The sequence below is a fragment of the Streptomyces abyssomicinicus genome (assembly GCF_008974245.1).
In the GTDB taxonomy this organism is placed as follows: domain Bacteria; phylum Actinomycetota; class Actinomycetes; order Streptomycetales; family Streptomycetaceae; genus Streptomyces; species Streptomyces abyssomicinicus.
Window position 1 is genome coordinate 1,542,482 of record NZ_BBZI01000005.1, and the last position, 26,400, is coordinate 1,568,881.

The window sequence follows — 26,400 nt, forward strand, 5'->3', positions numbered from 1 at the left end:
GGCCGCCGGTTTCAACGCAGGTCCGGCGCGTAACCCGGCAGCACTCCGCGCAGGGCCCGCAACCCATAGTAGGCGCGGGACTTGACCGTTCCGGCCGGTATCCCCAGGGCGGCCGCCGCCTCCGCCACACTGGCACCCTGGAAGTACACCAGCACCAGCACGTCACGGTGCTCGGGCGAGAGCCGCCGTACGGCCTCCCGGACGTCCAGCATCGCCGCCGACCGGTCCGCGTGGTCCGCGCAGACCCGCGCGTTGTCCAGCACCGCGTCGCCCACCTCGGCGGGACGCGCCTGCCGGGCCCGGCGCGCGTCGATGGCCAGCCTGCGGGCCACCGTCAGCAGCCACGGGCGCACGGAGTCGAAGGTGTCGTCGTGCAGCGCGTCGGGGTTCTGCCAGGCCCGGACCAGCGTCTCCTGGACCAGGTCCTCGGCACGCTGCCGGTCGCCGTCGCACAGCCTGAGCAGCAGGGCGAACAGGGGCCGCCCGTGCTCGCGCTGGAGCCGGGCCAGCTCGTGCTCGGCGGTCGTTCCTCGGGTCATGATGGTTCCGGCCGTCATGGCCGTATGCCACCCCACGCCGTGGCGGCGAAACAGTGGCCGTGCGCGGATCTGCGGCGGACGGTCGAACGCGTCGCCGAGCGGTGCGACGAACGGTCGTCCGGCGGCCTCCCCGACGACACGCCGGTCCCGTGCTCCGCAAGGGTGCAATCCCGCCACGCGACGCCCACCCGGGATGCGACGGCCGTTGGGCCGGGCGACTGATTAATCATGAAAATGGACCGATTGCTCTCCCGCAGGGGCGCGTTGATCGCCGGGGCCTCGGCCTTCGCGGCCGCCGGCGCCTCGGGCCTCAGCTCCCTCCTCGCCCCCACCGAGTCCCCGTCCGCCGGAGCCCCGGCCGCCGCGTCCGCGTCCGCCGAGGCCGCGTCGGGGGCCTCCGGCCGGGCCGCGGGCGCCCGCGGCGCCGCCCGTTCGCCCGTGTCGTCCTCCTACCGCCTGAGCCCGGTGGCCGGGTTCGCCCCGCCCGCCTCGAGGCCGGCCCGCACCCCGGTCCGTGACGAGCCGTTCCTCCGGGTCGGCGGCCTCGGCCGCACCGTCGTCCTCACCTTCGACGACGGCCCGGACCCCCGCTACACGCCGCAGGTCCTGCGCACCCTCCGCCAGCACCGGATCCACGCCATGTTCTTCGTCTGCGGGAACATGGCCAAGGCCAACCCCGACCTCATCAGGCAGATGACCGACGAGGGCCATGTGGTCGGCAACCACACCTGGTCGCACCCGCTGCTCACCCAGCTCTCACGGTCCGCGGTGCGCGCCGAGATGGAACGCACCAGCGAGATCGTCGAGAAGTCCTGCGGGGCGCGCCCCGCCTGGTTCCGCGCCCCCTACGGCGCCTGGAACCGGGACGCCTACCGCTTCGGAGCGGAACTGGGCATGGAACCCATGGCCTGGACCGTCGACACCCTTGACTGGCGCACCCCGGGCGCCGGAGCCATCGCCGCCACGGTCGAGAAGCAGGCGTCGCCCGGCGCCGTGGTGCTCTCCCACGACGCCGGCGGGAACCGCTCACAGAGCGTCCAGGCGCTGCGGCGCTACCTGCCGAGGCTGCTGGACGAGGGCTACCACGTCGCCGTGCCCCGCCGCCGCCCGTTCTGAGACGCGGGACGCGGACGCGGAAAAGGCCGTCCGGTCCGCACGAGCCTCGGCTCGTACGGACCGGACGGCCTTTCGTCGTTCCGGCCCTTTCCGTTGTCCCGCTGTCCTGTTGTCCCGCTGTCCCGGTGACCCGGAATTCAGTGGACCTCGACCATCCGGGCGAAGACCACCACGTTCCCCGCGTAGCCCTCCTGCGGGGAATAGCCGCCGCCACAGGTGATGACCCGCAGTTCGGGCGTGCCGATGGAACCGTAGACACGCTCTCCGGGGAAATTGTTCTTGTCGTAGACCTCGATGCCGTAGATCTCGAAGACGGCGAGCTTTCCGTCCTTGCGCAGCACCTCGATGCGGTTCCCCGGCTTCGTGGCGCCCAGGCCGTAGAAGACCGCCGGCCCCTGCGCGTTGTCGACGTGACCCACCAGCACGGACGTGCCCTTCTCGCCGGGGGTCACCGCGCCGGTGAACCAGCCGGCCAGGTTGGGGTCCTCGGGCGGCGGTGCGGCCACCCAGCCGTCCGGGTCCAGACCCACCGGGACGATCGGGGCGTCGACCTGGATCGACTGGATCCGCACCCGGTCCACCTCGGAGTACGGCAGCGGCGCGGGCGCCCCGGGGAAGGCCTGGGGGCGGACCTGGGTGTCCGCGGCCGCCACCGAGGCGGGCTGCGGGGGACCGGTGTCGAACTCCCCCGAGCCGTTCCTGATGAGCGCGAGCCCGGTGAGGAGCACCAGCGCCATCACGCCCCAGGGCACACGCCGTCTGGGCCGCTCCTCCTCTTCCGCCAGTTCGGACGCAGACATTTTCGCCATTCCCCTCTCGACGCGGCCGTCGCCGTGTCTGTCGCGATATCAGAACGCTAAGCGGCGTGCGCGCAACCGGCATCGGGGCAAGGGCGAACGGGTGGCCGGAAATGCGGCGGTGCGCCATCCGAGTCGGTGCCGAAATAAATTTCCTGACACTCCGTGACCTGCGGTGATGGTGTTTTCCGGGTTTCCTGTCGGCGTGTCGGCTCACCAGGACGGCGGACAGCCGAAATGCGGCCGGACAAGGGCGGTCCCAGGGTCTGAGTGGGAGGCGCTTTCTCGCCGATCGACCGGGGACGGGTCCCGGGGCGCCTTCCGCGGAGGAACACATGCGTACACGTGCCCTGGCGGTCTCGGCCGCCGCGTTCGCCGCCATCGGGCTCGCCGCCCCGACGGCCGGCGCCTGGTCGGACCCGACCAGCATCTCGGTCAGCCCGAGCACCATCGCTCCCGGCGGGCAGCTGACCGTCACGGTGGAAGGCAGCGCCTGCCGGATGCCGGGCTCCACCGTGTCGTCGCCGGTCTTCCCGTCGACGCCGCTCACCCCGGCCAGCGGCAGCAGCAGCAGGTCCACGGCCACGGTGCGGGTCAACTCCAACGCCACCGCCGGATCGCACAGCATCACCGCGCACTGCGGTGAGGGCAAGACCCTCACCCGGTCCAACGCGTTCACCGTCCTCGGCGGTGTCCGCGGTGGTCTGGGCGGCAGCTCCCTCACCGGGGCGACGCCCACCGACATCGCCATCGGCGGCGGGCTGGTCGCCGCCGCGGGTCTCGGCGGCGGCTTCTTCTGGATGCGCCGTCGCGCGGAGAGCCGTATCTGATTCCTGTCCCGCGCTCCGGGGAACGTCGCACGCAACGGCGTCCCGCCCCGCGCCCCCTCGGGGGCGCGGGGCGGGACGCCGTTCCCGTGCCCGCGGTTCCCCTCCGGTTCCGCCCGTGCGGGCCGCGGACCCGCTCCACGGCCCTCCGCCTGACCGGCACCGTAGGAACGGCGCGCCCCGGCCGCGATCCCGCTCGGGCGAACGGGTGACGGCGCTACGCCGGACGGGTGCTCACGCACCCGGACCGGACTGGCGCGGGACCGCCCTACGTCGTCACACCGGGGAACAGCGCCGTGAACGGCGTGGCCTCCACGTCCATGCCCCGGCTGAAGGGCGCGTCGAAGTCCCAGACCAGGAACAGCAGGAACGCGATCAGCGCCGAGAAGAGCCCGGCCAGCACCAGTTCCCGCGCCGTGCGCCGGATCTGCAGGGCGAAGACCATGCCGATGGTCACCATCGCGCCGATGATCAGCCCGAACCACACCACCCCCGGCATCGTCGCCTCGGTGGCGTCCGCCCGGGCGCCGCGGGCCTGGTCCACGACGGTCACCTGGTCCAGCAGCGGCTGGTACGCCTGCGCCTCGAAGTCGGAGGCCGGTTCGTAGTCGGTCAGATCGTGCCGGAGCCGCTCCAGCAGCCGGGTTCCCCGCTCGGTGAGCCTGCCCTGTTCGGCCATCACCTCCCACTCCGTGTTCACCACCTGGCCGACGTAGGCGTGCACGTCGTCGCGGATCCGCTCCCGGACCTCCGCGGGGTAGGGCCGCACCCGCTCGGAGATCTCGTGCAGGGCCATCGCCTCCGTCCGCACGTGGTCCTGTGCGGCGCTGCGGGCCTCCCAGACACCGGCGATCGCGAGGCCGAGGACGATCGCGTAGACCACGCCGATCATCATCGTCATGTACTCGATCACGTCGGGCGTGTCGTCCGGGTCGTCGTCCTCCCGGGCGGTGCGCTCCCGGATGACGGCGACGACGAGGACCACGGCGCACGCCGCGGCCATCGCGAGGGCGAGTACGAGCCATTCCGGCAAGAAAACCTCCTGGAGGTGGAAGAGATCGGCGAGACGGGACGGACGGCGGGTCCGGGCGGCCTCACCGAGGGCGCAGCGCGGCCACGGCGATCACCGCGGGCGCCGTGATCAGCAGGGCGAGCGAGACGAGCGAACGCCGGGGGCGGGGCGGCAGCGAGGGCGCGGCCGCCTGGCGGACGGGGTAGGAGACGGGCTCGGCCGACGGGGCGGGAGTCGTGCTGGGTGTGGGCGGGAGCGGCGGCTCCGCCCGGGGAGCGGGGGGCGCCGGCCGGGGCGGTGGGGGCGCGGGGGCGGGCGTACGGGGGGGAGCCGCCCGTGGCGGCGGGGCGGCCACCGGCGGCGCGGCCTTCGGCGGGGGAGTCGGGGACGGCGGCGGGGACGGCGGCGGGGGCGGTGGCGGTGGCTCGGGCACCGGATCCGGAGATGGCGGGGGCGGCGTGGGAGTGGGCGTCGGGCACCGCCCGGCCTGCGCGTACGCACCGGCACCGTCGATCCGGGCCACCGCCTCCCCGGCGGCGGCCGTCACGCCCCCGGGTCCGACCACGGCGACCGGGCCGCCGGTGGGCGCGGCGAACGCCTCCGGCGGGGGCACCGGACCGACGGCGACCGTTCCGGCGTCGGTGACGATGCCCGCCGCGCTTCCGCCGGGGCCGGTCGAGGCGTAGGCGCAGGCGTCCGCGGCGGCCGTCCCGGACCAGCCGGGGCCGGTGATCCAGACGATCGAGGTCACCGCCAGCGCCCGGGAGGCCTGGAGGAGGCGATTGCGTGTAGGTCTCTCCACGGGAGTGATCATCGTCACGCCACTCCGGGATTACGCCGGATGTGTCACTCATTGCTTCGAACGGGTGGAAATGCACACGCGAAGTTGCCGACATGTCCGGCGAATTCACCTCGCCACCATCGGTAAGTGACCGCTAACGGATGGTCAATTTCCGTTTCTGCTCGCATCGTTGGCCGATTGATCAGTAGCCTCACCTCGACCCAACGGCCGTCTACTCCCCGGAGTCCCAGATGAACTGTCCCGCCCGTGCGTCGCGGAGCATCGGCGGAGGCCGGCCGGCATGACGGGGAGCCCGGACACGCCGAAGGACGGACTCGACCGGTTCACCACCGCCTGGAGCCGGGCCCTGCTGCCGGGGGCCCCGCCCGAGGCCGTGCGTGAGCTGCGGCCCCGGCTTCTGCCGGCCGCCCGGGGACTGCGGGAGGCGCTGCGCGCCCGCATCCCCGACGCGGTCGCCGGGCGGGCGGCCGGAGCGGCACTGGTCGCCGCCGACAGCGCCGACCCGGAGACGGTGGGCCGGACCCTGGAGTGCCTGGACTCCCACGCGGCGTGCTGCCTGGGCCACGAGGGCGCCGACCCCGCCGTGCTGCGGGCCCGCGCCGTGCGGGTGGGCGCCGCGCTGGCGACCGGCTTCGCCGAGGCCCTGCGCGACCGCACCACCACCGAGCAGCGGGCGGTGGCCCGCGCGGCGCTGGGCGCGCAGAACCTGGCCACCCAGGCGCTGCACGAGAGCGAGGCCCGGTTCCGCGCGGTCTTCGAGGGCGCCGCCACCGGCATCTGGATCGCCGGACCCGACTCGACGATCCTCCAGGTCAACGGGGCCATGACCCGGATGTTCGGGGGCAGCGACAAGGCCCTGCTGGGACGCCGCTTCACCGAACTGACGCACCCGGAGGACGGCGCCCAGACCTGGCGGCTGCACGACGAACTGGTCGGTGGCGTCCGCGAGCACTACCGCGTCGAGAAGGCCTTCACCCGCCCCGACGGCACCGTGCTGTGGACCAACCTCACCGTCTCCCTGCTCCGCGACGCCGACGGCCGGCCCCAGTACCAGCTCGCGCTGATGGAGGACACCACCGAGCGGCGGCTGCTCAACCTCCGGCTGCGCTACGAGGCCACCCACGACGCCCTCACCGGGCTGCCCAACCGGGTCCTGTTCTTCGAGCGGCTGGAGAAGGCCGTGGCCGCGGGGGAGGGGCAGCGTTTCGGCCTGTGCTACCTCGACCTCGACGGCTTCAAGACGGTCAACGACAGCCTCGGCCACCAGGCCGGCGACCGGCTGCTGGTCGAGGTCGCCGACCGCCTCCAGGCGTGCGCCACCGCACCGGGCGAGATGGTGGCCCGGCTCGGCGGTGACGAGTTCGTCGCCCTGACCACCGGGACCGACACCCGCAGGGGCGTGGACGACCTCGCCGAGCGGATCATGAACGCGCTGTCCACGCCGGTGTGCATCGACGGCCGGGAGCTGACCGTGCGCGGCTCCATCGGCATCGTCGAGGGCCCGGCCGGTGAGCGGGGCGCGGCCGAGGTGCTGCGCAGCGCCGACATCACCATGTACCGGGCCAAGTCGGCGGGCGGCAACCGGTTCGAGTTCGCCGACCCCGAGGCCGACGCCCGCGCCATCCACCGGCACCGCCTCACCACCGCGCTGCCGGCCGCCCTGGAAAACGGCGAGTTCTTCATCGAGTACCAGCCCCTGGTACGTCTCCAGGACGGCAGCGTCGGCGGCGCGGAGGCCCTGGTGCGGTGGCTGCACCCGCAGCAGGGCGTGGTCGGCCCGGACCGGTTCATCCCGCTCGCCGAGCGGACCGGGCTGATCGTGCCGCTGGGCCGGTGGGTGCTGGAGCAGGCCGTCCGGCAGGCCCGCGAGTGGAACGGCGCCCTGCGCGTCAATGTCAACCTCTCGCCGTGCCAGCTGGCCGACCCCGGGCTGGTCCGGGACACCGAGCGGATCCTCCAGGACGCCGGACTGCCGCCCGAGGCGCTCTGCCTGGAGATCACCGAGTCGGCTCTGGTCGGCGCGGAGGACGAGGTCCTGCGTCCGCTGCGGACCCTGTGCGACATGGGCGTGGACATAGCCCTGGACGACTTCGGCACCGGCTACTCCAACCTGGCCGGCCTGCGGAGACTGCCGGTGAGCGTGCTCAAGCTGGACCGTTCCTTCACCCGCGGCATCCGCACGTCGCCGGCCGACCCGGTGGACGTCAAGATCGTCGAGGGGGTCGTGCGGCTGGCGAGGACGCTCGGGCTCTCGGTCACCGTCGAAGGCGTGGAGACGGCCGCCCAGGCCGAACGGCTGCGCCAGCTCGGCTGCGACACCGCGCAGGGCTGGTACTACGCGCGTCCGGGCCCGCCCGAGAGCCTCCACGACCTCGTCCTTGCCGACGCCTGCTGACCGGGGTGAGGACGGCGCCCGCTGCGTGACGCGCGTATCGGGCGCACCCTGGAAGGAGGACATCCAGGAGGTGAGACACCATGCTGCACACCGCAGTGGGATGGCACGTCGAACTGGAATTCAAGGAGGACGACACCCGCACCCGGGCCGCCGCCATGGTGCGGCTACCCGACGGCAGTGAGGTCCGCGGCCACGGGCACGCCAGCCGTCACGACTCCGACGCCAACCAGCCGAGGGTCGGCGAGGAGGTCGCCGGGGCGAGGGCGCTGAACGACATCGCCCTGCAGTTGCTGGACAAGGCCCACGGGGAGATCGACGCGGCGGCGGGCCGCCCGTCCCACCCGATCTCCGTCTGACCGCGCCACGCGGTCACGGAGGTCCGGCCCCGCGGGGCGGCCACCCGGCCGCCCCGCACCCGCGCCGGTCACCGTCCGCGTTCCTCCAGCAGCAGCCGCTGCAGCTCCCGCGCCGCCCGCGGCGGAGCGACGTCACTGCGGTGCGCCAGCGCGACGGTCCGCGACAGCACCGGCGCCGCCAGCGGCGTCACCCGCAGCCCCGTACGCCCGGCCACCATCCGCGGTACCACCGCCACCCCCAGACCCGCGCGGACGAACCCCAGCACGGCGTCCATCTCGCCGCCCTCGACGGCGAAGTCCGGATCGAACCCCTCCGCCCGGCACGCCTCCACGGTCAGCTCGCGCAGGTCGTACCCGTGGCGGAACATCACCAGCCGTTCCCCCTCGAGATCGGCGATCCGCACCCGCCGCGCCCTGCCCCGGCCGTGCCCCGGCGGCGGCGACTCCGGCGAGGAGACCACCACCAGCTCCTCCCGCAGCAGCTCTACCGTGGTCAGCGCGGGCGACGGCGTCCGCAGCGGCAGCACCACCAGCGCGAGGTCCAGCGCGCCGCGCGCCAGCTCCCGTACCAGATCGTGCGAGCCGCCCTCCTCCACCAGCAGCTGGATCCCCGGATAGCGGTCGTGGAAGGACCGGAGCACGTCCGGCAGCAGACCGGTGCACAGGCTCGGCGTCGCCCCCAGCCGCACCCGCCCGCGCCGCAGCTGGGCCACCTCCTGGACCTCCTGGCGGGCCGTCTCGGTGTCCGCCAGGATCCGCCGCGCCAGCGGCAGCAGTGTCTCGCCGGCGTCCGTCAGGGTGATGTTCCCGCGCGCCCGGAGGAACAGGTCCGCCCCCAACTCCCGCTCCAGCGCCTTGATCTGCTGGGAGAGCGAGGGCTGTGCGACATGGACGAGCTCCGCCGCGCGGGTGAAGTGGCGGGTCTCGGCGACCGCCACGAAATAACGCAGTTGCTGCGGGTGCATCCCACGATGATAGACATGCATAGGCGGTGCCTATCGGATCGAGGCGCATCATGTCTTGGACCGATCGGCCCAGGCGGTCGTACCTTCACTGCATGGCTCTGGCAACGGGGACGGACCGACGGCCGTCCAGGACACGCGCGGTATGGGACTCGACCGTCGGCAAGAAGGCCGTGATGGCCGTCAGCGGTCTGATCATGCTGCTGTACCTGGTCGCCCACATGATCGGCAACCTCAAGGTCTTCTTCGGCCCGGGAGAGTTCAACGCCTACGGCCACTGGATCCGCACCGTCGGCGAGCCGTTCATGCACTACTCGTGGACCCTCTGGGTCATCCGGGTCGTGCTGGTGGCCGCGGTCCTCGCCCACGCCACGGCCGCCTACCAGCTCAGCCGGCGCGGCGGCAGGGCGCGTCCCGCCAGGTACGTCCGCAAGAAGCGGGGCAGCGACTACGCCACCCGGACCATGCGCTGGGGCGGCGTGATCCTCGGCCTGTTCATCGTCTGGCACATCCTGGACCTCACCACCGGCCACGTCCACGCCGGCGGCTTCCAGGAGGGGCGCCCCTACCAGAACGTGGTGGACTCCTTCTCCACCTGGTACGGCAACGTGATCTACATCGTCGCCATGCTGGCGCTCGGCCTGCACATCCGGCACGGCTTCTGGAGCGCCGCCCAGACCCTGGGCGCCGGCGGCCGCACCCGCGACCGGGTCCTGAAGACCGCCGCCAACCTTCTCGCACTGCTGCTCACGGCCGGCTTCGTCGCCGTCCCCGTGGGCGTCATGACCGGAGTGGTGAGCTGACATGTCCTACACCCGCTACACGACGGGCGAGCCCGTCGCCGACACCAAGGCGCCCTCCGGCCCCGTCCACGAGCGCTGGGACCGGCGCCGCTTCGAGGCCAAGCTGGTCAACCCGGCCAACCGGCGCAAGCACACCGTGATCGTCGTCGGCACCGGCCTGGCAGGCGGCTCGGCCGGCGCCACCCTCGCCGAACAGGGGTACCGGGTCGTCCAGTTCTGCTTCCAGGACTCCCCGCGCCGGGCCCACTCGGTGGCCGCCCAGGGCGGCATCAACGCGGCGAAGAACTACCGCAACGACGGCGACTCGGTCCACCGGCTCTTCTACGACACGGTCAAGGGCGGGGACTTCCGCGCCCGCGAGTCCAACGTCCACCGCCTCGCCCAGATCTCCGTCGAGATCATCGACCAGTGCGTCGCGCAGGGCGTGCCGTTCGCCCGCGAGTACGGCGGCCTGCTCGACAACCGCTCCTTCGGCGGCGTCCAGGTCTCCCGCACCTTCTACGCCCGCGGTCAGACCGGCCAGCAGCTCCTGCTCGGCGCCTACCAGGCGCTCTCCCGGCAGGTCGCGGCCGGCAACATCGAGCTGCACCCGCGCACCGAGATGCTCGACCTGATCGTGGCCGGCGGCCGCGCCCGGGGCATCGTCGCCCGCGACCTGGTCACCGGCCGGATCGACACCTACTTCGCCGACGCGGTCGTGCTGGCCACCGGCGGCTACGGCAACGTCTTCTACCTGTCGACCAACGCCATGAACTCCAACGCCACCGCCGTCTGGCGGGCGCACCGGCGCGGCGCGTACTTCGCCAACCCCTGTTTCACCCAGATCCACCCCACCTGCATCCCGCGCACCGGCGACCACCAGTCCAAGCTCACCCTGATGAGCGAGTCGCTGCGCAACGACGGCCGCATCTGGGTGCCCAGGGCCCGGGGCGACGAACGGCCCCCGAACGAGATCCCCGAGGAGGAGCGCGACTACTACCTGGAGCGGATCTACCCCTCCTTCGGCAACCTGGTCCCCCGCGACATCGCCTCCCGCGCCGCCAAGAACGTGTGCGACGAGGGCAGGGGAGTGGGTCCCGGCGGCCAGGGCGTCTACCTCGACTTCGCCGACGCCATCCGGCGGATGGGACGCGAGAAGGTCGAGGAGAAGTACGGCAACCTCTTCGAGATGTACGAGCGGATCACCGCGGAGAACCCGTACGAGGTCCCGATGCGGATCTACCCCGCCGTGCACTACACGATGGGCGGGCTGTGGGTCGACTACGACCTGCAGACCACCGTCCCCGGCCTGTTCGCCGTCGGCGAGGCCAACTTCTCCGACCACGGCGCCAACCGGCTCGGCGCCTCCGCCCTGATGCAGGGCCTGGCCGACGGCTACTTCGTGCTGCCGGCCACCATCAACGACTACCTCGCCCGCAACCCCCACAAGGACGACGTCACCGCCGAACACCCCGCCGCCCGCGAGGCGGTGGCCGCCACCCGGGAACGGCTGGAGCGGCTGCTGGCCGTCGACGGCGACCGCACCCCGGACTCCTTCCACCGCGAACTCGGTGAACTGATGTGGGAGTTCTGCGGCATGGCACGCGACGAGGGCGGCCTGCTCAAGGCGCTCGAGCGGATCCCGCAGATCCGCGAGGAGTTCTGGCGGCGGATCAAGGTGCCCGGCACCGGCGAGCAGTTCAACCAGTCCCTGGAGAAGGCGAACCGGATCGTCGACTACCTGGAACTCGCCGAGCTGATGTGCCTGGACGCGCTGCACCGCACCGAGTCCTGCGGCGGTCACTTCCGCGAGGAGTCCCGGACCCCCGAGGGCGAGGCCGCGCGCAAGGACGACGAGTTCTCCTACGCCGCCGCCTGGGAGTTCACCGGCACCGGCACCGCGCCCACTCTGCACAAGGAAGACCTGGTCTTCGAGTACGTCCACCCCACCCAGCGGAGCTACGCATGAGGCTCACCCTGCGCGTCTGGCGGCAGCGCGACGCCGCCGACGAAGGCGCCATGTCCACGTACCAGGTGGACGGCATCTCCCCCGACATGTCCTTCCTGGAGATGCTCGACACCCTCAACGAGAAGCTCATCCTGGAGGGCGAGGAACCCGTCGCCTTCGACCACGACTGCCGTGAGGGCATCTGCGGCGCCTGCTCCCTGGTCATCGACGGCGACGCCCACGGACCGGAGCGGACCACCACCTGCCAGCTCCACATGCGGTCCTTCCGCGACGGCGACGTCATCGACGTCGAGCCGTGGCGGGCCGCCGCCTTCCCGGTGATCAAGGACCTGGTGGTCGACCGGTCCGCCTTCGACCGGATCATCCAGGCGGGCGGCTACATCACCGCGCCGACCGGAGCCGCCCCCGAGGCGCACGCCACGCCCGTGCCGAAGCCGGACGCCGACCACGCCTTCGAGCACGCCGAGTGCATCGGCTGCGGCGCGTGCGTGGCTGCCTGCCCCAACGGCGCCGCGATGCTGTTCACCTCCGCGAAGGTCAACCACCTCAACGTCCTCCCGCAGGGGGCCCCGGAGCGGGAGACCCGGGTGCTCGACATGGTCGGGCAGATGGACGCCGAGGGGTTCGGCGGCTGCACCCTGGCGGGGGAGTGCGCCACGGCCTGCCCGAAGGGCATCCCGTTGTCCTCCATCACCGACATGAACCGCGAGTGGCTCCGCGCCACGGCCAAGGGGGCGCGGCGGTAGCCGCCCGAGACGTTCGCCGACGAGGTGCGGACGGGCGGGACCGGCGTGGTGCTCATTCCGGTCCCGCCAAGCCACGGGACGGCTCCCGCCGCACACGACCCGACCCCCAGCCGGCTTCCCGGGCGTCCCCTAGGCTGGTGGGCGTGACGGAGACCCGACGCCCGCTCGCCGTGTTCGACCTGGACAACACGCTCGCGGACACCGCGCACCGCCAGCGCTTCCTGGAGAACCGGCCCAGGGACTGGGACGCCTTCTTCGACGCCGCCCCGCAGGACCCGCCGCTGGAGAAGGGCATCGCCCTGGTCCTGGAGGCCGCGCGGGAGTGCGAGGTCGTCTACCTGACCGGACGCCCCGAGCGGTGCCGGCAGGACACCCTCGACTGGCTCGCCGCCCAGGGCCTGCCCGAAGGCCGGGTGTGGATGCGGCGGAACCACGACCGCCGCCCGGCCCGCCGCACCAAGCTGGAGATCCTCCGCCGGCTCGCCGCCACCCGGGAGATCCGCATGCTGGTCGACGACGACGAACTGGTCTGCGACGACGCGCGGCGCGCGGGTTTCCCCGTCGTGCGGGCCCGCTGGGCCGCCGAGGCCTCCGAGGGCCTGCGCGAGGCCCAGGAGCGCGAGGGCCGGACCTGAGCCGAAGGGGCGACGGGGCGGCGCGGTGAGCGGCGCCGCCCGCCCGGCCCGCCGCCGGCGCTCCGGCTGATCCAGCCACTGCGGCTGATCAACCACTGCGGCTGCTCCGACTACTCCGGCTCCTCGATGCGGAAGCCCACCTTCAGCCCCACCTGGTAGTGCGCGATCTCCCCGTCCTCGATGTGCCCGCGCACCTGGGTGACCTCGAACCAGTCGAGGTTGCGCACCGTCTTCGAGGCGCGGGACACGGCGTTGCGGATCGCCTGGTCGACCCCCTCGTGGGAGCTGCCGACGATCTCGGTGACCCGGTAGACGTTGTCCGACATGAAGACGTCTCCTCTCCGGGGCGTCGCGGGGACGAGGACGCCCGACACCCCTCCACCGTGCCCCATGCCGGGACGGTTCGCGAGGCGTCGCCGCTGCCCGTGGCCGCGTCCGGGTGGTGGCCGGGCCTTGACGGCGCTATTGGTCCATACCAAAATCCAGGCACCCACCCGAGCCGCCTGCGCTCGTCCCCCCACGGGTCTTTCTGCACTACACAGAACAGGACCACCGTGAGACGTCGTCTTCTCGCACTCATGGGCGCCTCGGCCGCCCTGATGACCACCGCTGCCTGCGGGCTGCTCCCGGGCGGATCGGACCGGAGCACGGTCACCGTGTGGCTGATGAAGGGCACCGCCTCCGACGACTTCCTGAAGCGCTTCACCACCGACTTCGAGGCGAGCCACCCGGACATCCGGCTGGACATCCAGATCCAGGAGTGGACCGGCATCGGCCCCAAGGTGCAGGAGGCCATGAAGCCCGAGGACGCCCCGGACGGCCCGGACGTGATCGAGGTCGGCAACACCCAGGTGCCGCAGTACGTGGAGGGACGGCTTCTCGACCTCACCCTGGAGGCGGTGCGCGACTGGGGCATCGACGACTGCCTGCCCGGCCTCACCGACCCCGGCCGGGACCGCAACCACCAGTACGGCATCCCCTGGTACGCCGCCAACCGGGTGGTGGTCTACCGCAAGGACCTGTTCGCCCGCGCCGGGATCACCGAACCGCCCAGGACCCGTGAGGAGTGGCTGGACGCCACCCGGCGGCTCGACGGCGCGGGATCCCAGGGCATCTACCTGGCCGGCCAGGACTGGTACACGCTCGCCGGGTTCGTCTGGGACGAGGGCGGCGACCTGGCGGTCCGGCGCTCCGAGGGATGGAAGGGCGCCCTGGACTCGGAGGACGCCCTGCGCGGAATGGAGTTCTACCGGCAGCTCCAGGCCCTGGGCGACGGCCCGGTGGACGCCGACGAGGAACACCCCCCGCAGGCCGGGGTGTTCGCCGAGGGCAAGGCCGCCCAGATCATCGCCGTGCCGGGCGTGGTGCGGTCGATCCTCGCCGAGAACCCCGAACTCGAGGGCGACATCGGCTACTTCCCCGTCCCGGGCAAGACCGCCGAGAAGCCTGGCTCGGTCTTCACCGGAGGCTCCGACCTGATCGTCCCCCGCAACACCGACCAGCCGGACGGGGCCATCGACGTGATCGGCGCCCTGGTGAGCGAGAAGTGGGCCACCGACCTGGCCCGCACGATGAACTACGTGCCCAACAAGGAGAAGCTGGCCGGGGCCGTCGCCGGCAACGAGGGCGTCGCCGCCATGGCCAAGGGCGCGGCGCACGGCCGTGCCACCCCTTCCACGCCCGAGTGGGCCGAGGTGGAGGCGGACAACCCCATCAAGCGCTACATGACGGCCGTTCTGAACGGCGGTGACCCGCGCCGCGAGGCGGAGAAGGCGTCGCTCGCCATCACCGAGGCGCTGGACCCGGTCTACGGCTGAGGTCCGCGCGGCACCTGTGCGCCGGGGGCCGTGCCGGGCCCCGGAGAAGGGGCCCCGGCACGGATCCGTCAGCGCACCACGCCCAGCGAGAGGGCGAAGAGCCCGGCACGGTCCGTCCACCGGTGCACGACCTCCATCCCCACCGCGGCCAGCTCCGAGCGGACGCCCTCGGGGCGGAACTTCGCCGAGATCTCCGTCCGCAGCTCCTCCCCGTCGGCGAAGTCGACGACCAGGTCCACGCCGGGAACCTTCACCGTCTGCGCCCCGCGCGCCCGCAGCCGCATCTCCACCCACTCCGGCCCGGGGTTCCAGACCGCGACATGGTCGAAGAGCTCCGGCCGGAAGTCGGCCGACAGTTCCCGGTTCACCACCCGCAGCACGTTCCGGTTGAACTCCGCCGTCACACCCTGCGCGTCGTCGTACGCCCGGATCAGCACCCGTTCGTCCTTCACCAGGTCGGTGCCCAGGAGCAGCGAGTCCCCCGGCGACATCAGCTCCCGCACCGACGACAGGAACCGCGCCCGCTCCACGGGTTCCAGGTTGCCGATCGTCCCGCCCAGGAAGGCCACCAGCCGGGGCCCCGGCCCCTCGGGCAGCTCCAGCCGGCCGGTGAAGTCCGCCACCACGGCGTGCACCTCCAGCTCCGGCCGCCGCTCGGACAGCTCCCGGCCCGCCCCGGTGAGCGCGCTCTCGCTCACGTCCACCGGCACGTACAGACCGAGCTCCGGCATGGCCTCCAGCAGGTGCCGGGTCTTCTCCGAGGACCCCGAGCCGAGCTCGACCAGCGTCCGCGCGCCGCTCACCCGGGCGATCTCGCCGGAGCGGTCGGTGAGGATCTCCCGCTCCGCGCGCGTGGGGTAGTACTCGGGCAGCCTGGTGATCCGGTCGAACAGCTCACTGCCCCGCGCGTCGTAGAACCACCTCGGCGGCAGCGAGCGCGGCCGGCTCCCCAGTCCGGCCAGGACGTCGGCGCTCAGCGCCGCCCGGGCGGCGTCCTCGGGCAGGGTGCGGGTGATGCGGAACGGGCTCACGGGCGTTGCTCCTTCAGCGGTGCGGGCTCCGGACGTCCCCCCGGGCCACGGCCGCGGGCGGCCCGCGGCCGTCGTCCCGGCCGTCCGGCGGGCCGTCCAGCGGGGTCAGCAGCACATCGGTGCGGGTCGCCGCGAGCAGCGTCCGGTCCGGGACCTCCCGCCAGAAGGGATCGTCGTCGTACGGCTCCGACGCCACCACCGTGCGCCGGCCCGGCTCGGCCAGGTACCACAGCGTGTCCCCCCACGCCGTCGCGGTGACCACCTCGCCGTCGGTGAGCAGCAGGTTGAGCCGCGAGCCGGGCGCGGCCTCCGCCGCCTCCCGCACCGCCCCGGCCAGCGCCTGCCCGGCCTCCTGGCCGGCCCGCAGGCGGTGCAGCACCAGCGCCCACAGCAGCGCGGAGTCGGTGCGCGCCTCCAGTTCCAGCAGCCGCGCGGACGGCAGAGCGGCGGCAGACGGGGCCATCGAGGCGGGCCATCCGGTGACCGCGCCGTTGTGGCTGAACAGCCACCGCCCGGCGGCGAAGGGCGCGGCGGCGGCCTCCCCGTCGGCTCCCGCCTCGGTGGCGTCACGCACGGCCGCCAGCACGGCGTCCGAGCGCACCACCCGCGCCAGGTCGGCGAAGGACGGATCGGCCCACACCGGCCCGGCCCTGCGGTAGCGGGCCGGCACCGGGTCGCCGGGCGCGTACCAGCCCACCCCGAAACCGTCGGCGTTCACCGTCCCGTACCGCTGCCGCCGGGGCGCCCAGGACTGCCGGAACAGGCTGTGCGGGGGCGCCACCAGCAGGTCACGCAGGGGCGAGTCGGGGCCCAGGAACGCCAGGTGGCGGCACATCAGGCCGCGCCTCCGTCCGGCACGCCGTCCGCCGGCCCCACCCGCTCCGGCAGCGCCGACCGCGCCGTGCGGAAGCCGGAGAAGATCTGCCGGCGCACCGGAAGGTCCCAGTTGCGGAAGGTCCCCCGGCAGGCCACCGGGTCCACGGCGAACGAGCCGCCGCGCAGCACCTTGTACTCCGTGCCGAAGAACACCTCGGAGTACTCCCGGTAGGGGAAGGCGGCGAAACCCGGGTAGGGCAGGAAGTCGCTCGACGTCCACTCCCACACGTCACCGATCAGCTGGCCCACGCCCAGCGGCGAACGCCCCGCGGGGAAGCTGCCCGCCGGCGCCGGCCGCAGGTGCCGCTGTCCCAGGTTGGCGTGCTCCCGCGCGGGCTCCTCGTCTCCCCACGGGTAACGCCGGGAGCGGCCGGTCGCCGGGTCGTGGCGGGCCGCCTTCTCCCATTCCGCCTCGGTCGGCAGCCGCCGCCCCGCCCACCGGGCGTACGCGTCCGCCTCGTACCAGCTCACGTGCAGCACCGGTTCGTCGGGCGGGACGGGCTCGACGGCCCCGAAGCGCCGCCGCAGCCACTGCCCGCCCTCACGCCGCCAGTACGACGGGGCCTTCACCCCCCGGGCCCGCAGATGGGCGAAGCCCTCCGGACGCCACCAGCGGGGCTCGTGATAGCCGCCGTCCTCCATGAAGGCCAGGAACGCGGCATTGGTGACCGGGGCGGTGTCCAGGAAGAACGGCGCCACGTCCACCGGGTGCGCCGGACGCTCGTTGTCCAGTGCCCACGGCTCGTCGGAGGTGCCCATCACGAACGGCCCACCGGGCACCAGCACCTCGGCCGGCCCTCCGTGGGCGGGGGCGGGCTCCGGGTCGGGAGCGGTCAGCACGGCCGGGCCGCGGCGGAGCTGGTGGGTGATCAGCATCGTCTCGTCGTGCTGCTGCTCGTGCTGCGCGACCATGCCGAAGACGAAACCGTCCGCGGTGAACGGGGAGTCCGCGAAGGCGGCCCCTTCCAGCAGGTCCAGGACACGGCCCCGGACCTCGGCCGCGTAGCGACGGGCCTCGCCGGGCGGCAGCAGCGGCAGCGAGGGCCGCTCCGCGCGGGGGTGCTCGAAGGCGTCGTACAGGCCGTCGATCTCCGGTCTCAGCGCCTCGTGGCCGCCCACCTCGCGCAGCAGCCACAGCTCCTCCTGGTTGCCGACGTGCGCCAGGTCCCACACCAGCGGCGACATCAACGGCGAGTGCTGGGCGGTGAGTTCGTGGTCGTCCAGGCAGGAGGTCAGCAGCGCGGTGCGCTCCCGGGCCGTGGACAGCGAGGCCAGGGCGCGCTCCCTGAGCGTCTCGGGGGAGTCCGCGGGCCCCCGGCCGTTCCGGTCCGTCATGACGCGTGCTCCTCTCCCTGCCGCAGACGGTCGAGGAGGTCGTCGGCGGGGCACCGGCCCCGGGACACGTACCGGTCCGTGAACTCCCCGACCGCGTCCACCACCGCGGTGCCGGCGCCCAGCCGGGGCAGGGCCTCCAGCGCGGCCGCGAAACAGACGGCGGCGGCCTCCCGCAGTTCAGGGTCGGCCAGAGCGTGCCGGGCGGCGCCCGTCCACAGCGGATTGTGGGGTGCGGGCAGCGGACGGCACCGCTCGGCGAGCGGCTTGACCGCACGGTAGGCGGTCTCCGTCGCCGCCAGGTCGTCGAAGAGCGCCGCCGTGACCGCCAGCGGCACGATCCAGCCGTCCTCGCCGGGCTGGGAGTCGAGCATCCGCAGTTCGAGGAACCCCCGGGGGCGCACCGGCGGGAACAAGGTGGTCAGGTGGTACTCCAGATCCTCCCGCCGCGGCCCCGACCCGCCCGCCGCGCCCCGGCGCAGCCAGTCCCGGAAGGTCGTCCCCTCGGGTACCTCCCACGGGCCGACGGTGCGCCGACGGCACATCAGCGGAGCGTCCAGCGCCCGCCGCGTCCAGGCCGCCCGGGGCTCCGCCTCCAGCGGGGGAGCGCCCGCCCGCTCCGCGCCGATCTCCGCCCAGCGCAACTGCCGGGTGGAACGCCAGCCGGTGGGGCGCCCCTCCGCGGCGGGGGAGTGGGCGAAGGCGGCCAGCAGCACCGCGCCCAGCAGGTGGGAGAGCTGCCAGCGCCGCACATGCCCCAGGGGGCCCGGCTCCTCGTACCCGGCGTCCAGGTTGACCTGGACGGAGGACGAGGTGCACATCATGATCCGCCCCGCCGGTCCCGCCCGGTCCAGGCTGCGTTCCATGGCGTCGTACCGGGCCTCGCGCAGGAACCGCCGGGGCGACTGCCAGGGGTCCAGGCCGATGCCCGCCAGGGTCAGGCCGTGCGGGCGCAGCGCCGAGCGGACCACCGCCAGGTCGGCGCGCATCGTCTCCACGCACGCGGTCAGCGAGGAGGCGGGCCGGGAGCTCAGCTCGATCTGGCCGCCCGGTTCCGCGGTGAGCAGCGCGTCCACCGGCAGCCCGGGCAGCGAGGCGTGCGCCGCCTCCAGCCGGTCGGGGGTGACGGTGGCGCGGGGATCGTCCAGGTCGTGGACCAGCCACTCCAGCTCCACACCGAGCAGACGGGGCGGACCGGTCCTGAAACAGGAGCCGTGGACCAGCGTCTCCGCGCCGGCCTCCGACAGCACCTCTCCGGACCGCGCCGCCGCCGTGCCTGTCGCCTCGGGCATAACCGGGGTTCTCCCTCCTGCGAGAGCGGACGCCGCTGGGTCCCACCCAAGACCCTGACACGGGAGGACACAAGGGCGCACCTCGGGAGCCAGGGGGGCGAGACCGGGCGTTTGCGGCCCACACACCCGTAACAGCAAGAAGCGCGGCACGGAGGCTCACGGAGGCGGGCAGGGAGGCGGACACGGAGGCTCACGGAGGCGGGCAGGGAGGCGGACACAGAGGCTCACGGAGGCGGGCAGGGAGGCGGACACAGAGGCGGGCGGAGTGGGGGCCGAGAGGAGGGCGACGGACGGCAGGGAGAAGGCCGGAGGGCCGGGCCCCGGGGCGTCCCCGGTGCGGCCCGGCCCTCCGCGGCGGACGGTGTCAGCCCGCGGCCTTGCGCACCAGCTCGGCCAGCCGCTCGGCGACGTCGTCGGTGATCTCGGTCAGGGCGTAGGCGCTCGGCCAGAAGGAACCCTCGTCGAGCGAGGCCACGTCGCTGAAGCCGAACTCGGAGTACCGCGTGTTGAACTTCCCCGCGCACTTGAAGAAACAGAGGACCTTGCCGTCCTTGGAGTACGCCGGCATCCCGTACCAGAGGCGGGGCGTGAGCTGCGGCGCCGCGGTCCTGACGATCTCGTGGACCCGTGCGGCGAGGAGGCGGTCGCCCTCGGCCATCTCCGCGATCTTCTCCAGGACCTCGGCCTCCGGGTCGGCCTTGGGTCCGCGGCGCGAGCTCTTGCGCACCTCCTTGGCGCGGTCCTTCATCGCGGCGCGCTCCTGCGCGGTGAACCCCTCCTGCGCCTCGTCGAGCGTGCCTGCCGTCTGCTTGCTGCCCATCGCGGACTTCCCCTCTCGCACTGCCTCACCGGAGCCGTCCGGCGAACCGGGCCGGCGTCCTGCCTGTGCCCCACACGCTAGTTCCGCGGGAGCGGGCGCCGCTTCTCGAAAACTGACCGGTCCCGCAGGCCGCGGTTTCAGCGGATCTGCTGAATGCGGATCAGGTTGCCCGCGGGGTCGCGGAAGGCGCAGTCCCGGATGCCGTAGGGCTGCTCCGTCGGCTCCTGCACCACCTCGGCGCCGCCGGCGCGCAGCTTGTCGAACGTCGCGTCCAGCTGGTGCGTGGCCAGCAGGATCCAGCCGAAGGTGCCTTTCGCCATCATCTCGGCGATGGTGCGGCGTTCGGAGTCGGTGACCCCCGGGTCGGCGCCGGGCGGGGCGAGCAGGATGGACGGGCCCGGCCCGCCGGCCGGGCCGACGGTGATCCAGCGCATCCTTCCCTCCCCGACGTCCCCGCGGACCTCGAAGCCGAGCAGGTCGCGGTAGAAGGCCAGGGAGGCCTCCGGGTCGTCGTGGGGGAGGGATGTGGTGTTGATCGTGAGGTCCATGCCGTCACCGTAGAACGGTGCCGACGGCGCCGCCCGCACTTCGCCGATCATGCTCCGGGCGACGGCCCGCTCCTGCGTCGGGCCGTCGTCGCCGCGGGGCCGACGCCGCGAGCGGGGCGGTGGGAGCGCCCCGCTCATTCCCCGGCGGCCGCCGGTGCGCGGTGCGAGCGGTCAGGGCAGCTCGGGGAAGTCAGGGCAGCTCGGGGAAGGACGGCGCGCCGTGGGGCCGCCCGCCGCCCTGCGCGGGGATGCCGCCCTGCGTGGGGATCCCGCCCTGTGCCGGGATGCCGCCATGAGGCTGCCACGCGGGGGCGGGCACGCTCGGCGGCGGCGGCGGTCCGAGCAGGGGCGTCAGACTGCGATGTATGCGTTCGGCCTCACCCCGTACCTGGACGGGGATGTCGCCGCGCTCGGCGACCAGGCGGTTGTAGATGGGCGTTTCCTGGAACACGGGTCTGCTTTCGTGGACGGCCTGGGGCCGGGAGCCGGGCATGTGGTGGTGGCCGAGTCGGTTCACCGGCTCGGCCTGACGTCCCGCGCACCTCACGCAGGGCGCCGTCCTGGGGGGTGGGACCAGCCTAGGCCGTAGCCGATCTTATGGGGGCGGGATCGAGCCGATGCGACCGCCCGGGCCGGGCGGCCCGGCTGTGACCAGGCTCACCCCGCACCGGGGCGACGGGTTCGCCCCCCTGTACATCCGTCAGCTGACGACCGATGAGTTTTCCCGGCGCCCGCGGTCTTGACCGGTGAACGCCTGAGGAAGCAGGCACCCGACGACAGGAGGCACCCGATGACCGCACCCGTGAAGGGCCCCGCCAGCTACTTCCCCTCCATCGAGAAGAAGTACGGCCGCCCGATAACGGAGTGGAAGGACCTGATCCGCGCGTCGCCGCTGACCCGGCACATGGAGCTGGTCGCCTGGCTGAAGGACGAGCACGGCCTCGGACACGGCCACGCCAACGCCCTGGTGGCGCACACCCTCGCCGAGGGGTGACACCGGGGCGCCGGACGCTCGAGGTGGCCGCCCGGAGGGGAAAACGGTTGCGGGCGGGCCGGGGCGGAAGGCAAGGTGCGCCCGTACCGTCCCGTCCGATCCCTCCTGAGCCGGGAGCCGCCGTGCATCCGTCCGATCCCTCCACCGCGGCCGGGCCGGGCGCCCCGGATGTCCGGGAGTTCGTCGTCGCGGCCCGGGACGCGGGTCCCTACGGCGTCACCCACGGCCCCGACGGCGCCCTGTGGTTCACATTGGTGCACAGCAGCCGCGTCGGCCGCCTCGGCCCCGACGGCGAGGTCACGGAGTACCCGCTGGACGCCCAGTGCGCGCCCATGGCCATCACTCCGGGACCGGACGGCGCCCTGTGGTTCACCCGCAACCGGGACCACCGGATCGGGCGCGTCACGGTCGACGGCACGACGAGTTCCTTCCCCGTGCCCACCCCGGCCGGCGCGCCCTACGGCATCGCGGCCGGTCCCGACGGCGCGCTGTGGTGCACCTTGATGAACTCGGACCGCATCGGCCGGATCACCACCGACGGCGTGATCACCGAGTTCCCGATCCCCGTCCGGGGCGGATTCCCCGGCGCCATCGCGGCCGGTCCCGACGGGGCCCTGTGGTTCACCCTCAACCAGGCCGACGCCATCGGCCGGATCACCGTCGACGGAACCGTCGCCCTCCACCCGCTGCCCACGCCCGGTGCGGCACCGGTGGGGATCACGGGTGACGGGACGGCACTGTGGTTCGCCGAGATCGGGGCGGGGCGCATCGGCCGCATCACCCCCGACGGGGAGATCGAGGAGTTCACGCTGCCCGACCCCGCCTGCCGCCCGCACGCGGTGGCCGCCACCCCGGCGGGGGAGTGCTGGTTCACCGAGTGGGCGGGCAACCGCATCGGCCGCGTCACCGCGGACGGCGAGATCCGCGAGTACGACCTGCCCACGCCCTCCGCCGAGCCGCACGGCATCAGCGTGGGGCCGGACGGCGTGGTCTGGGCGGCATTGGAGACCGGGGCGCTGGCACGGCTGCGGCCGTAGGCCCGGGTCGCCCGTCGCCCGCCGCCCGCCGCCGAGGTGGGCACCGGGCAGACATCCCGGGGAAACGATCCGCAGGACCAGGGGGAACGAAGCATGGAAACCGTCAGCACGCTCGTACTGATCGCCGCGACCGTCACCACCGGCCTGGTCGCCGGCCTGTTCTACGGCTTCTCCATCGCCGTGATGCCGGGGCTGGCGCGCGCCGACGACCGGACACTGGTGACGGTGATGCGCCGGATCAACGCCGCCATCCTCAACGGGTGGTTCCTGCTCGGATACGTCGGAACGATCGTGCTCGACGCGCTGGCGCTGGTCCTCTTCGCCGTGCAGCCCGCGTCCCGAGCCGCCCTCGCCGCGATCGCCGTGTCGACCGCGCTCTACCTGGCCGCGGTAATCCTCACCGCCCGTGTCAACATCCCGCTCAACAACGCCCTGGAGGCAGCGGGACAGGCGCAGGAGTCCACCGAACCCGCCCTCGCGCGGGAGGCGTTCGAGCGCCCCTGGGTACGCGCCAACCACGCGCGCACGCTCCTGTGCGCGGCGGCCCTGGCCGCGCACTGCTGCGCCCTGGTGGCACACGGCGTAGCGGGGTGAGCGCCCGATGGCGGAGCGAAACCACCCGTGGTGACCTGGAGTGGAGCCGAAAACGACGGTGAGCGTGACTCACGTCACCCACAGTGACCGCTGAGCGGTGGGTGATGTCCGCCATGTGGATACGGCCAACGGGTCATGGGTGAGGACTGGGAGAATGGAGTTGCAATAACGGTTCTGCGCGTCGCGTGAGTGCGGCATCCCCGGCTCTCGGGAGGTGTCCCGGCGGCGTCCTCAAGGGCGAGGGGAACCTCTGGCGCCCCCGGGACGGGGCGCACGACATCATTCCGACCACGGAAGGTCACGGGCTGCACATGCGCGTCATCGAGTCGCTGTACGCGGAAATTCTCCGTCGCAATCAGGGCGAGAACGAGTTCCACCAGGCTGTGCGCGAGGTTCTGGACACTCTCGGCCCGGTGCTCGAGCGGCGGCCCGAGCTGGTCGAGGCCCGCATCATCGAGCGGATGGCCGAGCCCGAGCGGCAGCTCATCTTCCGCGTGCCGTGGTCCGACGACGCCGGCGACATCCATGTGAACCGCGGTTTCCGCGTCGAGTTCAGCAGCGTGCTCGGCCCGTACAAGGGCGGCCTGCGCTTCCACCCGTCGGTGAACCTCGGCATCGTGAAGTTCCTCGGCTTCGAGCAGATCTTCAAGAACGCCCTCACCGGCATGCCCATCGGCGGCGGCAAGGGCGGCTCGGACTTCGACCCGAAGGGCCGCTCCGACGCCGAGATCATGCGGTTCTGCCAGTCCTTCATGACCGAGCTCCACCGCCACCTCGGTGAGTACACCGACGTACCCGCCGGTGACATCGGTGTCGGCGGCCGCGAGATCGGCTACCTGTTCGGCCAGTACAAGCGCATCACCAACCGCTACGAGTCCGGTGTCCTCACCGGCAAGGGCCTGGGCTGGGGCGGCGCCCAGGCGCGGACCGAGGCGACCGGCTACGGCTGCGTGCTGTTCACCCAGGAGATGCTCCGCAGCCGAGGTGGTTCCCTCGCCGGGCAGCGCGTCGCCGTCTCCGGTTCCGGCAACGTCGCGATCTACGCGATCGAGAAGGCGCACCAGCTCGGCGCGACCGTGGTCACCTGTTCCGACTCCGGCGGCTACGTCGTCGACGAGAAGGGCATCGACCTCGACCTCCTCAAGGAGATCAAGGAGGTCCGCCGCGGCCGCGTCTCCGAGTACGCCGAGGCCCGTGGCGACAGCGCCACCTACGTCCCGGGCGCCGGCCTGTGGAGCGTCCCGGTGGACGTCGCCCTGCCCTGCGCCACCCAGAACGAGCTGCACGAGGCCGACGCCGTCGCCCTGGTCCGCAACGGTGTGAAGGCGGTCGCCGAGGGCGCCAACATGCCCACCACGCCCGAGGCGGTCCGCGTCTTCCAGGAGGCCGGCGTCGCCTTCGGCCCCGGCAAGGCGGCCAACGCCGGCGGCGTGGCCACCAGCGCGCTGGAGATGCAGCAGAACGCCTCGCGCGACTCCTGGACCTTCGCCCACACCGAGGAGCGGCTGGCGGAGATCATGCGCCACATCCACGACTCCTGCTACACCACCGCCGAGCGCTACGGCAGCCCCGGCAACTACGTGGTCGGCGCCAACATCGCCGGCTTCGAGCTGGTCGCCGACGCGATGCTCGCGCAGGGTCTCATCTGACCCACCGGCCGCCCGGCCGGGACCGCCGGAAGGCCCGGCGCCCGCATCCCCGCACGGGGAGCGCGGACGCCGGGCCTTCCGGCGTGCGGGCCGGTGACCGCGTTCCGGCTGGACGTCCGCCCCGGCCCGCTGCGGCGGACGGCGGCCCGTGACCGGCGGACCACCGGGAAAAGCGGTGGGAGGCCGGGGCCGGCCGCGGCTACTGTGCGGTTCTCGGGGGCGGAAACCGTTCCGCCCGGAAGGAGGGACGGCACATCCGATGAGTGCCCGGTTGCGGGGGATCGCCCGCGCGAACGAGGAGATCGTGGCGGCGGGGTCGTACCGTGCCGGAGACGGCCGCACGGTCGACATCGCGGAAGCCGTGCGTGCCGCCCGTGAGGGGACCCGGACCGCCGGTCCCGGGCCGGTGCCCGTACCGGCCGCGGCGGCGGTCAGGACCCAGGTCGAGGTCACCGCCGAGAGCAGTCTGGAGGCCGCGCACCGCCTCGCCCGGAGCGGGGACGACCCGGTCGCCGTGCTGAACTTCGCCTCGGCCCGCAACCCCGGGGGCGGTTACCTCAACGGGGCGCAGGCCCAGGAGGAGGCGCTGTGCCGCGGCTCGGCCCTCTACACGTGCCTGCTGCGGGCTCCCGAGTACTACCGGCACCACCGTGCCGACCGCAGTCCGTTCTACTCGGACCGGGTGATCCACTCCCCGGCCGTCCCCGTCTTCCGCGACGACCGCGGCCGGCTGCTCGACGAGCCGTACCGGGCCGGGTTCCTCACGGCCGCCGCGCCCAATGCCGGAGTGATCGCCCGCACCGCCCCCGACCGGGTCGGTGAGATCCCCGGGGCGCTCGCCTCGCGGGCCGAGCGGGTGCTGGAGACGGCGGCCGCCCACGGCTACCGGCGGCTGGTGCTCGGGGCCTGGGGCTGCGGCGTCTTCATGAACGACCCGGCCCAGGTCGCCGACGCCTTCCGCGTCCTGCTCGCACCCGGCGCACGGTTCGAGGGGCGGTTCGCCCACGTCGTGTTCGGAGTGCTCGACCGCACCCGGGACGCCGCCACCCGCACCGCCTTCGAGGAAGTCCTCCAAGGCCTCACCGGGCGGGGAAGGGTGACCGCATGAGCGACGACCGGTACCGCGCACGCATCGACGCCCTCGACGTCAGCGCCCTGGCGATCAACGTGACCGTCCCCGAGGAGCTGCGCTGGACGGACACCCGGCGCGGCCAGGAGTTCACCCTGTCCACGCTGAACATCCGCCTCCTCCCGGACGGCACACTCGCCGCGAAGGCCTACGGCCGGCCGACGGAGGGTGGCCGCGGCACGTACGTCTCGTTCCCCGTGCCGGGCGACCGCCCCGGACTCGCCGAGCTGATCGCGGCGGCCGCCACCCGCGCCGGAGCGCTCTGGGCGGCCCACCGCGGTCTCGGCTGACGGGCCCGGGGGAGGGCCGGCCGGGACCTCTCCAGGCCGGCCGACGTGTCAGG

At 73.3% G+C, this 26,400-nt stretch carries 28 protein-coding genes; 15 read left to right on the forward strand and 13 right to left on the reverse strand.

Features of this window, described 5'->3' with window-relative positions; genetic code table 11:
- Positions 1-11 precede the first annotated feature (11 nt).
- Positions 12-557 carry a sigma-70 family RNA polymerase sigma factor gene (locus GBN72_RS06460; protein ID WP_151770598.1) on the reverse strand — a complete coding sequence of 182 codons (546 nt, stop codon included), beginning with the start codon at positions 555-557 and terminating at the stop codon, positions 12-14.
- A gap of 210 nt (positions 558-767) precedes the next feature.
- Here GBN72_RS06460 and GBN72_RS06465 point away from each other — a divergent pair, with 210 nt between their 5' ends.
- Positions 768-1,655, forward strand: a complete 888-nt coding sequence (locus GBN72_RS06465; protein WP_151770599.1) for a polysaccharide deacetylase family protein — start codon at positions 768-770, stop codon at positions 1,653-1,655.
- Between the two features lie 137 nt (positions 1,656-1,792).
- Here GBN72_RS06465 and GBN72_RS06470 read toward each other — a convergent pair whose 3' ends face one another.
- Positions 1,793-2,455 carry a class F sortase gene (locus GBN72_RS06470; RefSeq protein ID WP_151770600.1) on the reverse strand — a complete coding sequence of 221 codons (663 nt, stop codon included), beginning with the start codon at positions 2,453-2,455 and terminating at the stop codon, positions 1,793-1,795.
- A 332-nt stretch (positions 2,456-2,787) separates the two neighbouring features.
- On the opposite strand from GBN72_RS06470, the gene GBN72_RS06475 reads away from it, so the two are divergent.
- Positions 2,788-3,282 (forward strand): hypothetical protein, encoded by a 495-nt coding sequence (locus GBN72_RS06475; RefSeq protein ID WP_151770601.1) that lies wholly within the window; start codon positions 2,788-2,790, stop codon positions 3,280-3,282.
- A gap of 265 nt (positions 3,283-3,547) precedes the next feature.
- Here the strand turns inward: GBN72_RS06475 and GBN72_RS06480 are convergent, their stop codons facing one another.
- Positions 3,548-4,312, reverse strand: coding sequence for a bestrophin-like domain (locus GBN72_RS06480; RefSeq protein ID WP_151770602.1), 765 nt, complete (start codon positions 4,310-4,312; stop codon positions 3,548-3,550).
- A gap of 61 nt (positions 4,313-4,373) precedes the next feature.
- Positions 4,374-5,093: a hypothetical protein gene (locus GBN72_RS06485; RefSeq protein WP_246212285.1), complete on the reverse strand. Its 720-nt coding sequence runs from the start codon at positions 5,091-5,093 to the stop codon at positions 4,374-4,376.
- Between the two features lie 280 nt (positions 5,094-5,373).
- Between GBN72_RS06485 and GBN72_RS06490 the strand changes: the two genes are divergently transcribed.
- Together GBN72_RS06490 and GBN72_RS06495 are read left to right on the forward strand one after the other, a co-directional pair.
- Positions 5,374-7,488, forward strand: a complete 2,115-nt coding sequence (locus GBN72_RS06490) for a putative bifunctional diguanylate cyclase/phosphodiesterase (protein ID WP_151770603.1) — start codon at positions 5,374-5,376, stop codon at positions 7,486-7,488.
- Positions 7,489-7,568: 80 nt separating this feature from the next.
- Entirely contained in the window at positions 7,569-7,844 is a 276-nt protein-coding gene (locus tag GBN72_RS06495; RefSeq protein ID WP_151770604.1) for a DUF1876 domain-containing protein, read from the forward strand.
- Between the two features lie 68 nt (positions 7,845-7,912).
- Here the strand turns inward: GBN72_RS06495 and GBN72_RS06500 are convergent, their stop codons facing one another.
- Positions 7,913-8,809, reverse strand: coding sequence for a LysR family transcriptional regulator (locus GBN72_RS06500; protein WP_151770605.1), 897 nt, complete (start codon positions 8,807-8,809; stop codon positions 7,913-7,915).
- A gap of 92 nt (positions 8,810-8,901) precedes the next feature.
- On the opposite strand from GBN72_RS06500, the gene GBN72_RS06505 reads away from it, so the two are divergent.
- From GBN72_RS06505 to GBN72_RS06520, 4 genes are all read left to right on the forward strand, one after another.
- Positions 8,902-9,609, forward strand: coding sequence for a succinate dehydrogenase (locus GBN72_RS06505; protein WP_151770606.1), 708 nt, complete (start codon positions 8,902-8,904; stop codon positions 9,607-9,609).
- A 1-nt stretch (position 9,610) separates the two neighbouring features.
- The gene (locus tag GBN72_RS06510; protein ID WP_151770607.1) at positions 9,611-11,557 is read left to right on the forward strand and encodes a fumarate reductase/succinate dehydrogenase flavoprotein subunit; all 1,947 of its coding nucleotides are present in this window, start codon (positions 9,611-9,613) and stop codon (positions 11,555-11,557) included.
- The gene (locus GBN72_RS06515; protein WP_151770608.1) at positions 11,554-12,303 is read left to right on the forward strand and encodes a succinate dehydrogenase/fumarate reductase iron-sulfur subunit; all 750 of its coding nucleotides are present in this window, start codon (positions 11,554-11,556) and stop codon (positions 12,301-12,303) included. The genes GBN72_RS06510 and GBN72_RS06515 overlap by 4 nt, the downstream gene beginning before the upstream one ends.
- A gap of 143 nt (positions 12,304-12,446) precedes the next feature.
- On the forward strand, positions 12,447-12,938 hold the full coding sequence (locus GBN72_RS06520; protein WP_151770609.1) for a phosphatase domain-containing protein: 492 nt from the start codon (positions 12,447-12,449) through the stop codon (positions 12,936-12,938).
- Positions 12,939-13,048: 110 nt separating this feature from the next.
- On the opposite strand, the gene GBN72_RS06525 is transcribed toward GBN72_RS06520, so the two are convergent.
- Entirely contained in the window at positions 13,049-13,264 is a 216-nt protein-coding gene (locus GBN72_RS06525) for a dodecin (protein ID WP_151770610.1), read from the reverse strand.
- 228 nt (positions 13,265-13,492) lie between these two features.
- On the opposite strand from GBN72_RS06525, the gene GBN72_RS06530 reads away from it, so the two are divergent.
- Positions 13,493-14,755: an extracellular solute-binding protein gene (locus GBN72_RS06530; RefSeq protein WP_151770611.1), complete on the forward strand. Its 1,263-nt coding sequence runs from the start codon at positions 13,493-13,495 to the stop codon at positions 14,753-14,755.
- Between the two features lie 68 nt (positions 14,756-14,823).
- Here GBN72_RS06530 and egtD read toward each other — a convergent pair whose 3' ends face one another.
- The 7 genes from egtD to GBN72_RS06565 all read right to left on the reverse strand — a co-directional run bounded on the left by egtD (position 14,824) and on the right by GBN72_RS06565 (position 21,105).
- Positions 14,824-15,786 carry an L-histidine N(alpha)-methyltransferase gene (egtD, locus tag GBN72_RS06535; protein WP_151770612.1) on the reverse strand — a complete coding sequence of 321 codons (963 nt, stop codon included), beginning with the start codon at positions 15,784-15,786 and terminating at the stop codon, positions 14,824-14,826.
- Between the two features lie 13 nt (positions 15,787-15,799).
- On the reverse strand, positions 15,800-16,621 hold the full coding sequence (egtC, locus tag GBN72_RS06540; protein WP_151770613.1) for an ergothioneine biosynthesis protein EgtC: 822 nt from the start codon (positions 16,619-16,621) through the stop codon (positions 15,800-15,802).
- Positions 16,621-17,997, reverse strand: a complete 1,377-nt coding sequence (gene egtB, locus GBN72_RS06545) for an ergothioneine biosynthesis protein EgtB (protein WP_151770614.1) — start codon at positions 17,995-17,997, stop codon at positions 16,621-16,623. The genes egtC and egtB overlap by 1 nt, the downstream gene beginning before the upstream one ends.
- Positions 17,994-19,286 (reverse strand): ergothioneine biosynthesis glutamate--cysteine ligase EgtA, encoded by a 1,293-nt coding sequence (egtA, locus tag GBN72_RS06550; RefSeq protein WP_151770615.1) that lies wholly within the window; start codon positions 19,284-19,286, stop codon positions 17,994-17,996. Before egtA ends, egtB begins: the two co-directional genes overlap by 4 nt.
- A 364-nt stretch (positions 19,287-19,650) precedes the next feature.
- Positions 19,651-20,106 carry an iron chaperone gene (locus GBN72_RS06555; protein WP_151770616.1) on the reverse strand — a complete coding sequence of 152 codons (456 nt, stop codon included), beginning with the start codon at positions 20,104-20,106 and terminating at the stop codon, positions 19,651-19,653.
- Positions 20,107-20,243: 137 nt separating this feature from the next.
- Positions 20,244-20,654 (reverse strand): VOC family protein, encoded by a 411-nt coding sequence (locus tag GBN72_RS06560; RefSeq protein WP_151770617.1) that lies wholly within the window; start codon positions 20,652-20,654, stop codon positions 20,244-20,246.
- Positions 20,655-20,844: 190 nt separating this feature from the next.
- Complete coding sequence (locus GBN72_RS06565) at positions 20,845-21,105, reverse strand: hypothetical protein (protein ID WP_151770618.1); 261 nt, start codon at positions 21,103-21,105, stop codon at positions 20,845-20,847.
- Between the two features lie 339 nt (positions 21,106-21,444).
- Here GBN72_RS06565 and GBN72_RS06570 point away from each other — a divergent pair, with 339 nt between their 5' ends.
- The 6 genes from GBN72_RS06570 to GBN72_RS06595 all read left to right on the forward strand — a co-directional run bounded on the left by GBN72_RS06570 (position 21,445) and on the right by GBN72_RS06595 (position 26,347).
- Entirely contained in the window at positions 21,445-21,648 is a 204-nt protein-coding gene (locus tag GBN72_RS06570) for a DUF4287 domain-containing protein (RefSeq protein ID WP_151770619.1), read from the forward strand.
- Positions 21,649-21,770: 122 nt separating this feature from the next.
- Complete coding sequence (locus GBN72_RS06575) at positions 21,771-22,685, forward strand: Vgb family protein (protein ID WP_151770620.1); 915 nt, start codon at positions 21,771-21,773, stop codon at positions 22,683-22,685.
- A 93-nt stretch (positions 22,686-22,778) separates the two neighbouring features.
- Positions 22,779-23,279: an anthrone oxygenase family protein gene (locus tag GBN72_RS06580; RefSeq protein WP_151770621.1), complete on the forward strand. Its 501-nt coding sequence runs from the start codon at positions 22,779-22,781 to the stop codon at positions 23,277-23,279.
- A gap of 311 nt (positions 23,280-23,590) precedes the next feature.
- On the forward strand, positions 23,591-24,928 hold the full coding sequence (gdhA, locus tag GBN72_RS06585) for an NADP-specific glutamate dehydrogenase (protein WP_151770622.1): 1,338 nt from the start codon (positions 23,591-23,593) through the stop codon (positions 24,926-24,928).
- A 259-nt stretch (positions 24,929-25,187) separates the two neighbouring features.
- A complete protein-coding gene (locus tag GBN72_RS06590; RefSeq protein ID WP_151770623.1) occupies positions 25,188-26,036 on the forward strand; it encodes a TIGR02452 family protein in 849 nt (282 codons plus the stop codon).
- Complete coding sequence (locus GBN72_RS06595) at positions 26,033-26,347, forward strand: hypothetical protein (protein ID WP_151770624.1); 315 nt, start codon at positions 26,033-26,035, stop codon at positions 26,345-26,347. The genes GBN72_RS06590 and GBN72_RS06595 overlap by 4 nt, the downstream gene beginning before the upstream one ends.
- Positions 26,348-26,400 lie beyond the last annotated feature (53 nt).

What these genes read in the sequence shown, in the direction of transcription:
- GBN72_RS06460 (WP_151770598.1), bottom strand. Translation starts at nt 557, where the DNA reads ATGACGGCCGGAACCATCATGACCCGAGGAACGACCGCCGAGCACGAG.
- GBN72_RS06465 (WP_151770599.1), top strand. Translation starts at nt 768, where the DNA reads ATGAAAATGGACCGATTGCTCTCCCGCAGGGGCGCGTTGATCGCCGGG.
- GBN72_RS06470 (WP_151770600.1), bottom strand. Translation starts at nt 2,455, where the DNA reads ATGTCTGCGTCCGAACTGGCGGAAGAGGAGGAGCGGCCCAGACGGCGT.
- GBN72_RS06475 (WP_151770601.1), top strand. Translation starts at nt 2,788, where the DNA reads ATGCGTACACGTGCCCTGGCGGTCTCGGCCGCCGCGTTCGCCGCCATC.
- GBN72_RS06490 (WP_151770603.1), top strand. Translation starts at nt 5,374, where the DNA reads ATGACGGGGAGCCCGGACACGCCGAAGGACGGACTCGACCGGTTCACC.
- GBN72_RS06495 (WP_151770604.1), top strand. Translation starts at nt 7,569, where the DNA reads ATGCTGCACACCGCAGTGGGATGGCACGTCGAACTGGAATTCAAGGAG.
- GBN72_RS06500 (WP_151770605.1), bottom strand. Translation starts at nt 8,809, where the DNA reads ATGCACCCGCAGCAACTGCGTTATTTCGTGGCGGTCGCCGAGACCCGC.
- GBN72_RS06505 (WP_151770606.1), top strand. Translation starts at nt 8,902, where the DNA reads ATGGCTCTGGCAACGGGGACGGACCGACGGCCGTCCAGGACACGCGCG.
- GBN72_RS06510 (WP_151770607.1), top strand. Translation starts at nt 9,611, where the DNA reads ATGTCCTACACCCGCTACACGACGGGCGAGCCCGTCGCCGACACCAAG.
- GBN72_RS06515 (WP_151770608.1), top strand. Translation starts at nt 11,554, where the DNA reads ATGAGGCTCACCCTGCGCGTCTGGCGGCAGCGCGACGCCGCCGACGAA.
- GBN72_RS06525 (WP_151770610.1), bottom strand. Translation starts at nt 13,264, where the DNA reads ATGTCGGACAACGTCTACCGGGTCACCGAGATCGTCGGCAGCTCCCAC.
- egtC (WP_151770613.1), bottom strand. Translation starts at nt 16,621, where the DNA reads ATGTGCCGCCACCTGGCGTTCCTGGGCCCCGACTCGCCCCTGCGTGAC.
- egtB (WP_151770614.1), bottom strand. Translation starts at nt 17,997, where the DNA reads ATGACGGACCGGAACGGCCGGGGGCCCGCGGACTCCCCCGAGACGCTC.
- egtA (WP_151770615.1), bottom strand. Translation starts at nt 19,286, where the DNA reads ATGCCCGAGGCGACAGGCACGGCGGCGGCGCGGTCCGGAGAGGTGCTG.
- GBN72_RS06555 (WP_151770616.1), bottom strand. Translation starts at nt 20,106, where the DNA reads ATGGGCAGCAAGCAGACGGCAGGCACGCTCGACGAGGCGCAGGAGGGG.
- GBN72_RS06560 (WP_151770617.1), bottom strand. Translation starts at nt 20,654, where the DNA reads ATGGACCTCACGATCAACACCACATCCCTCCCCCACGACGACCCGGAG.
- GBN72_RS06570 (WP_151770619.1), top strand. Translation starts at nt 21,445, where the DNA reads ATGACCGCACCCGTGAAGGGCCCCGCCAGCTACTTCCCCTCCATCGAG.
- GBN72_RS06580 (WP_151770621.1), top strand. Translation starts at nt 22,779, where the DNA reads ATGGAAACCGTCAGCACGCTCGTACTGATCGCCGCGACCGTCACCACC.
- gdhA (WP_151770622.1), top strand. Translation starts at nt 23,591, where the DNA reads ATGCGCGTCATCGAGTCGCTGTACGCGGAAATTCTCCGTCGCAATCAG.
- GBN72_RS06590 (WP_151770623.1), top strand. Translation starts at nt 25,188, where the DNA reads ATGAGTGCCCGGTTGCGGGGGATCGCCCGCGCGAACGAGGAGATCGTG.
- GBN72_RS06595 (WP_151770624.1), top strand. Translation starts at nt 26,033, where the DNA reads ATGAGCGACGACCGGTACCGCGCACGCATCGACGCCCTCGACGTCAGC.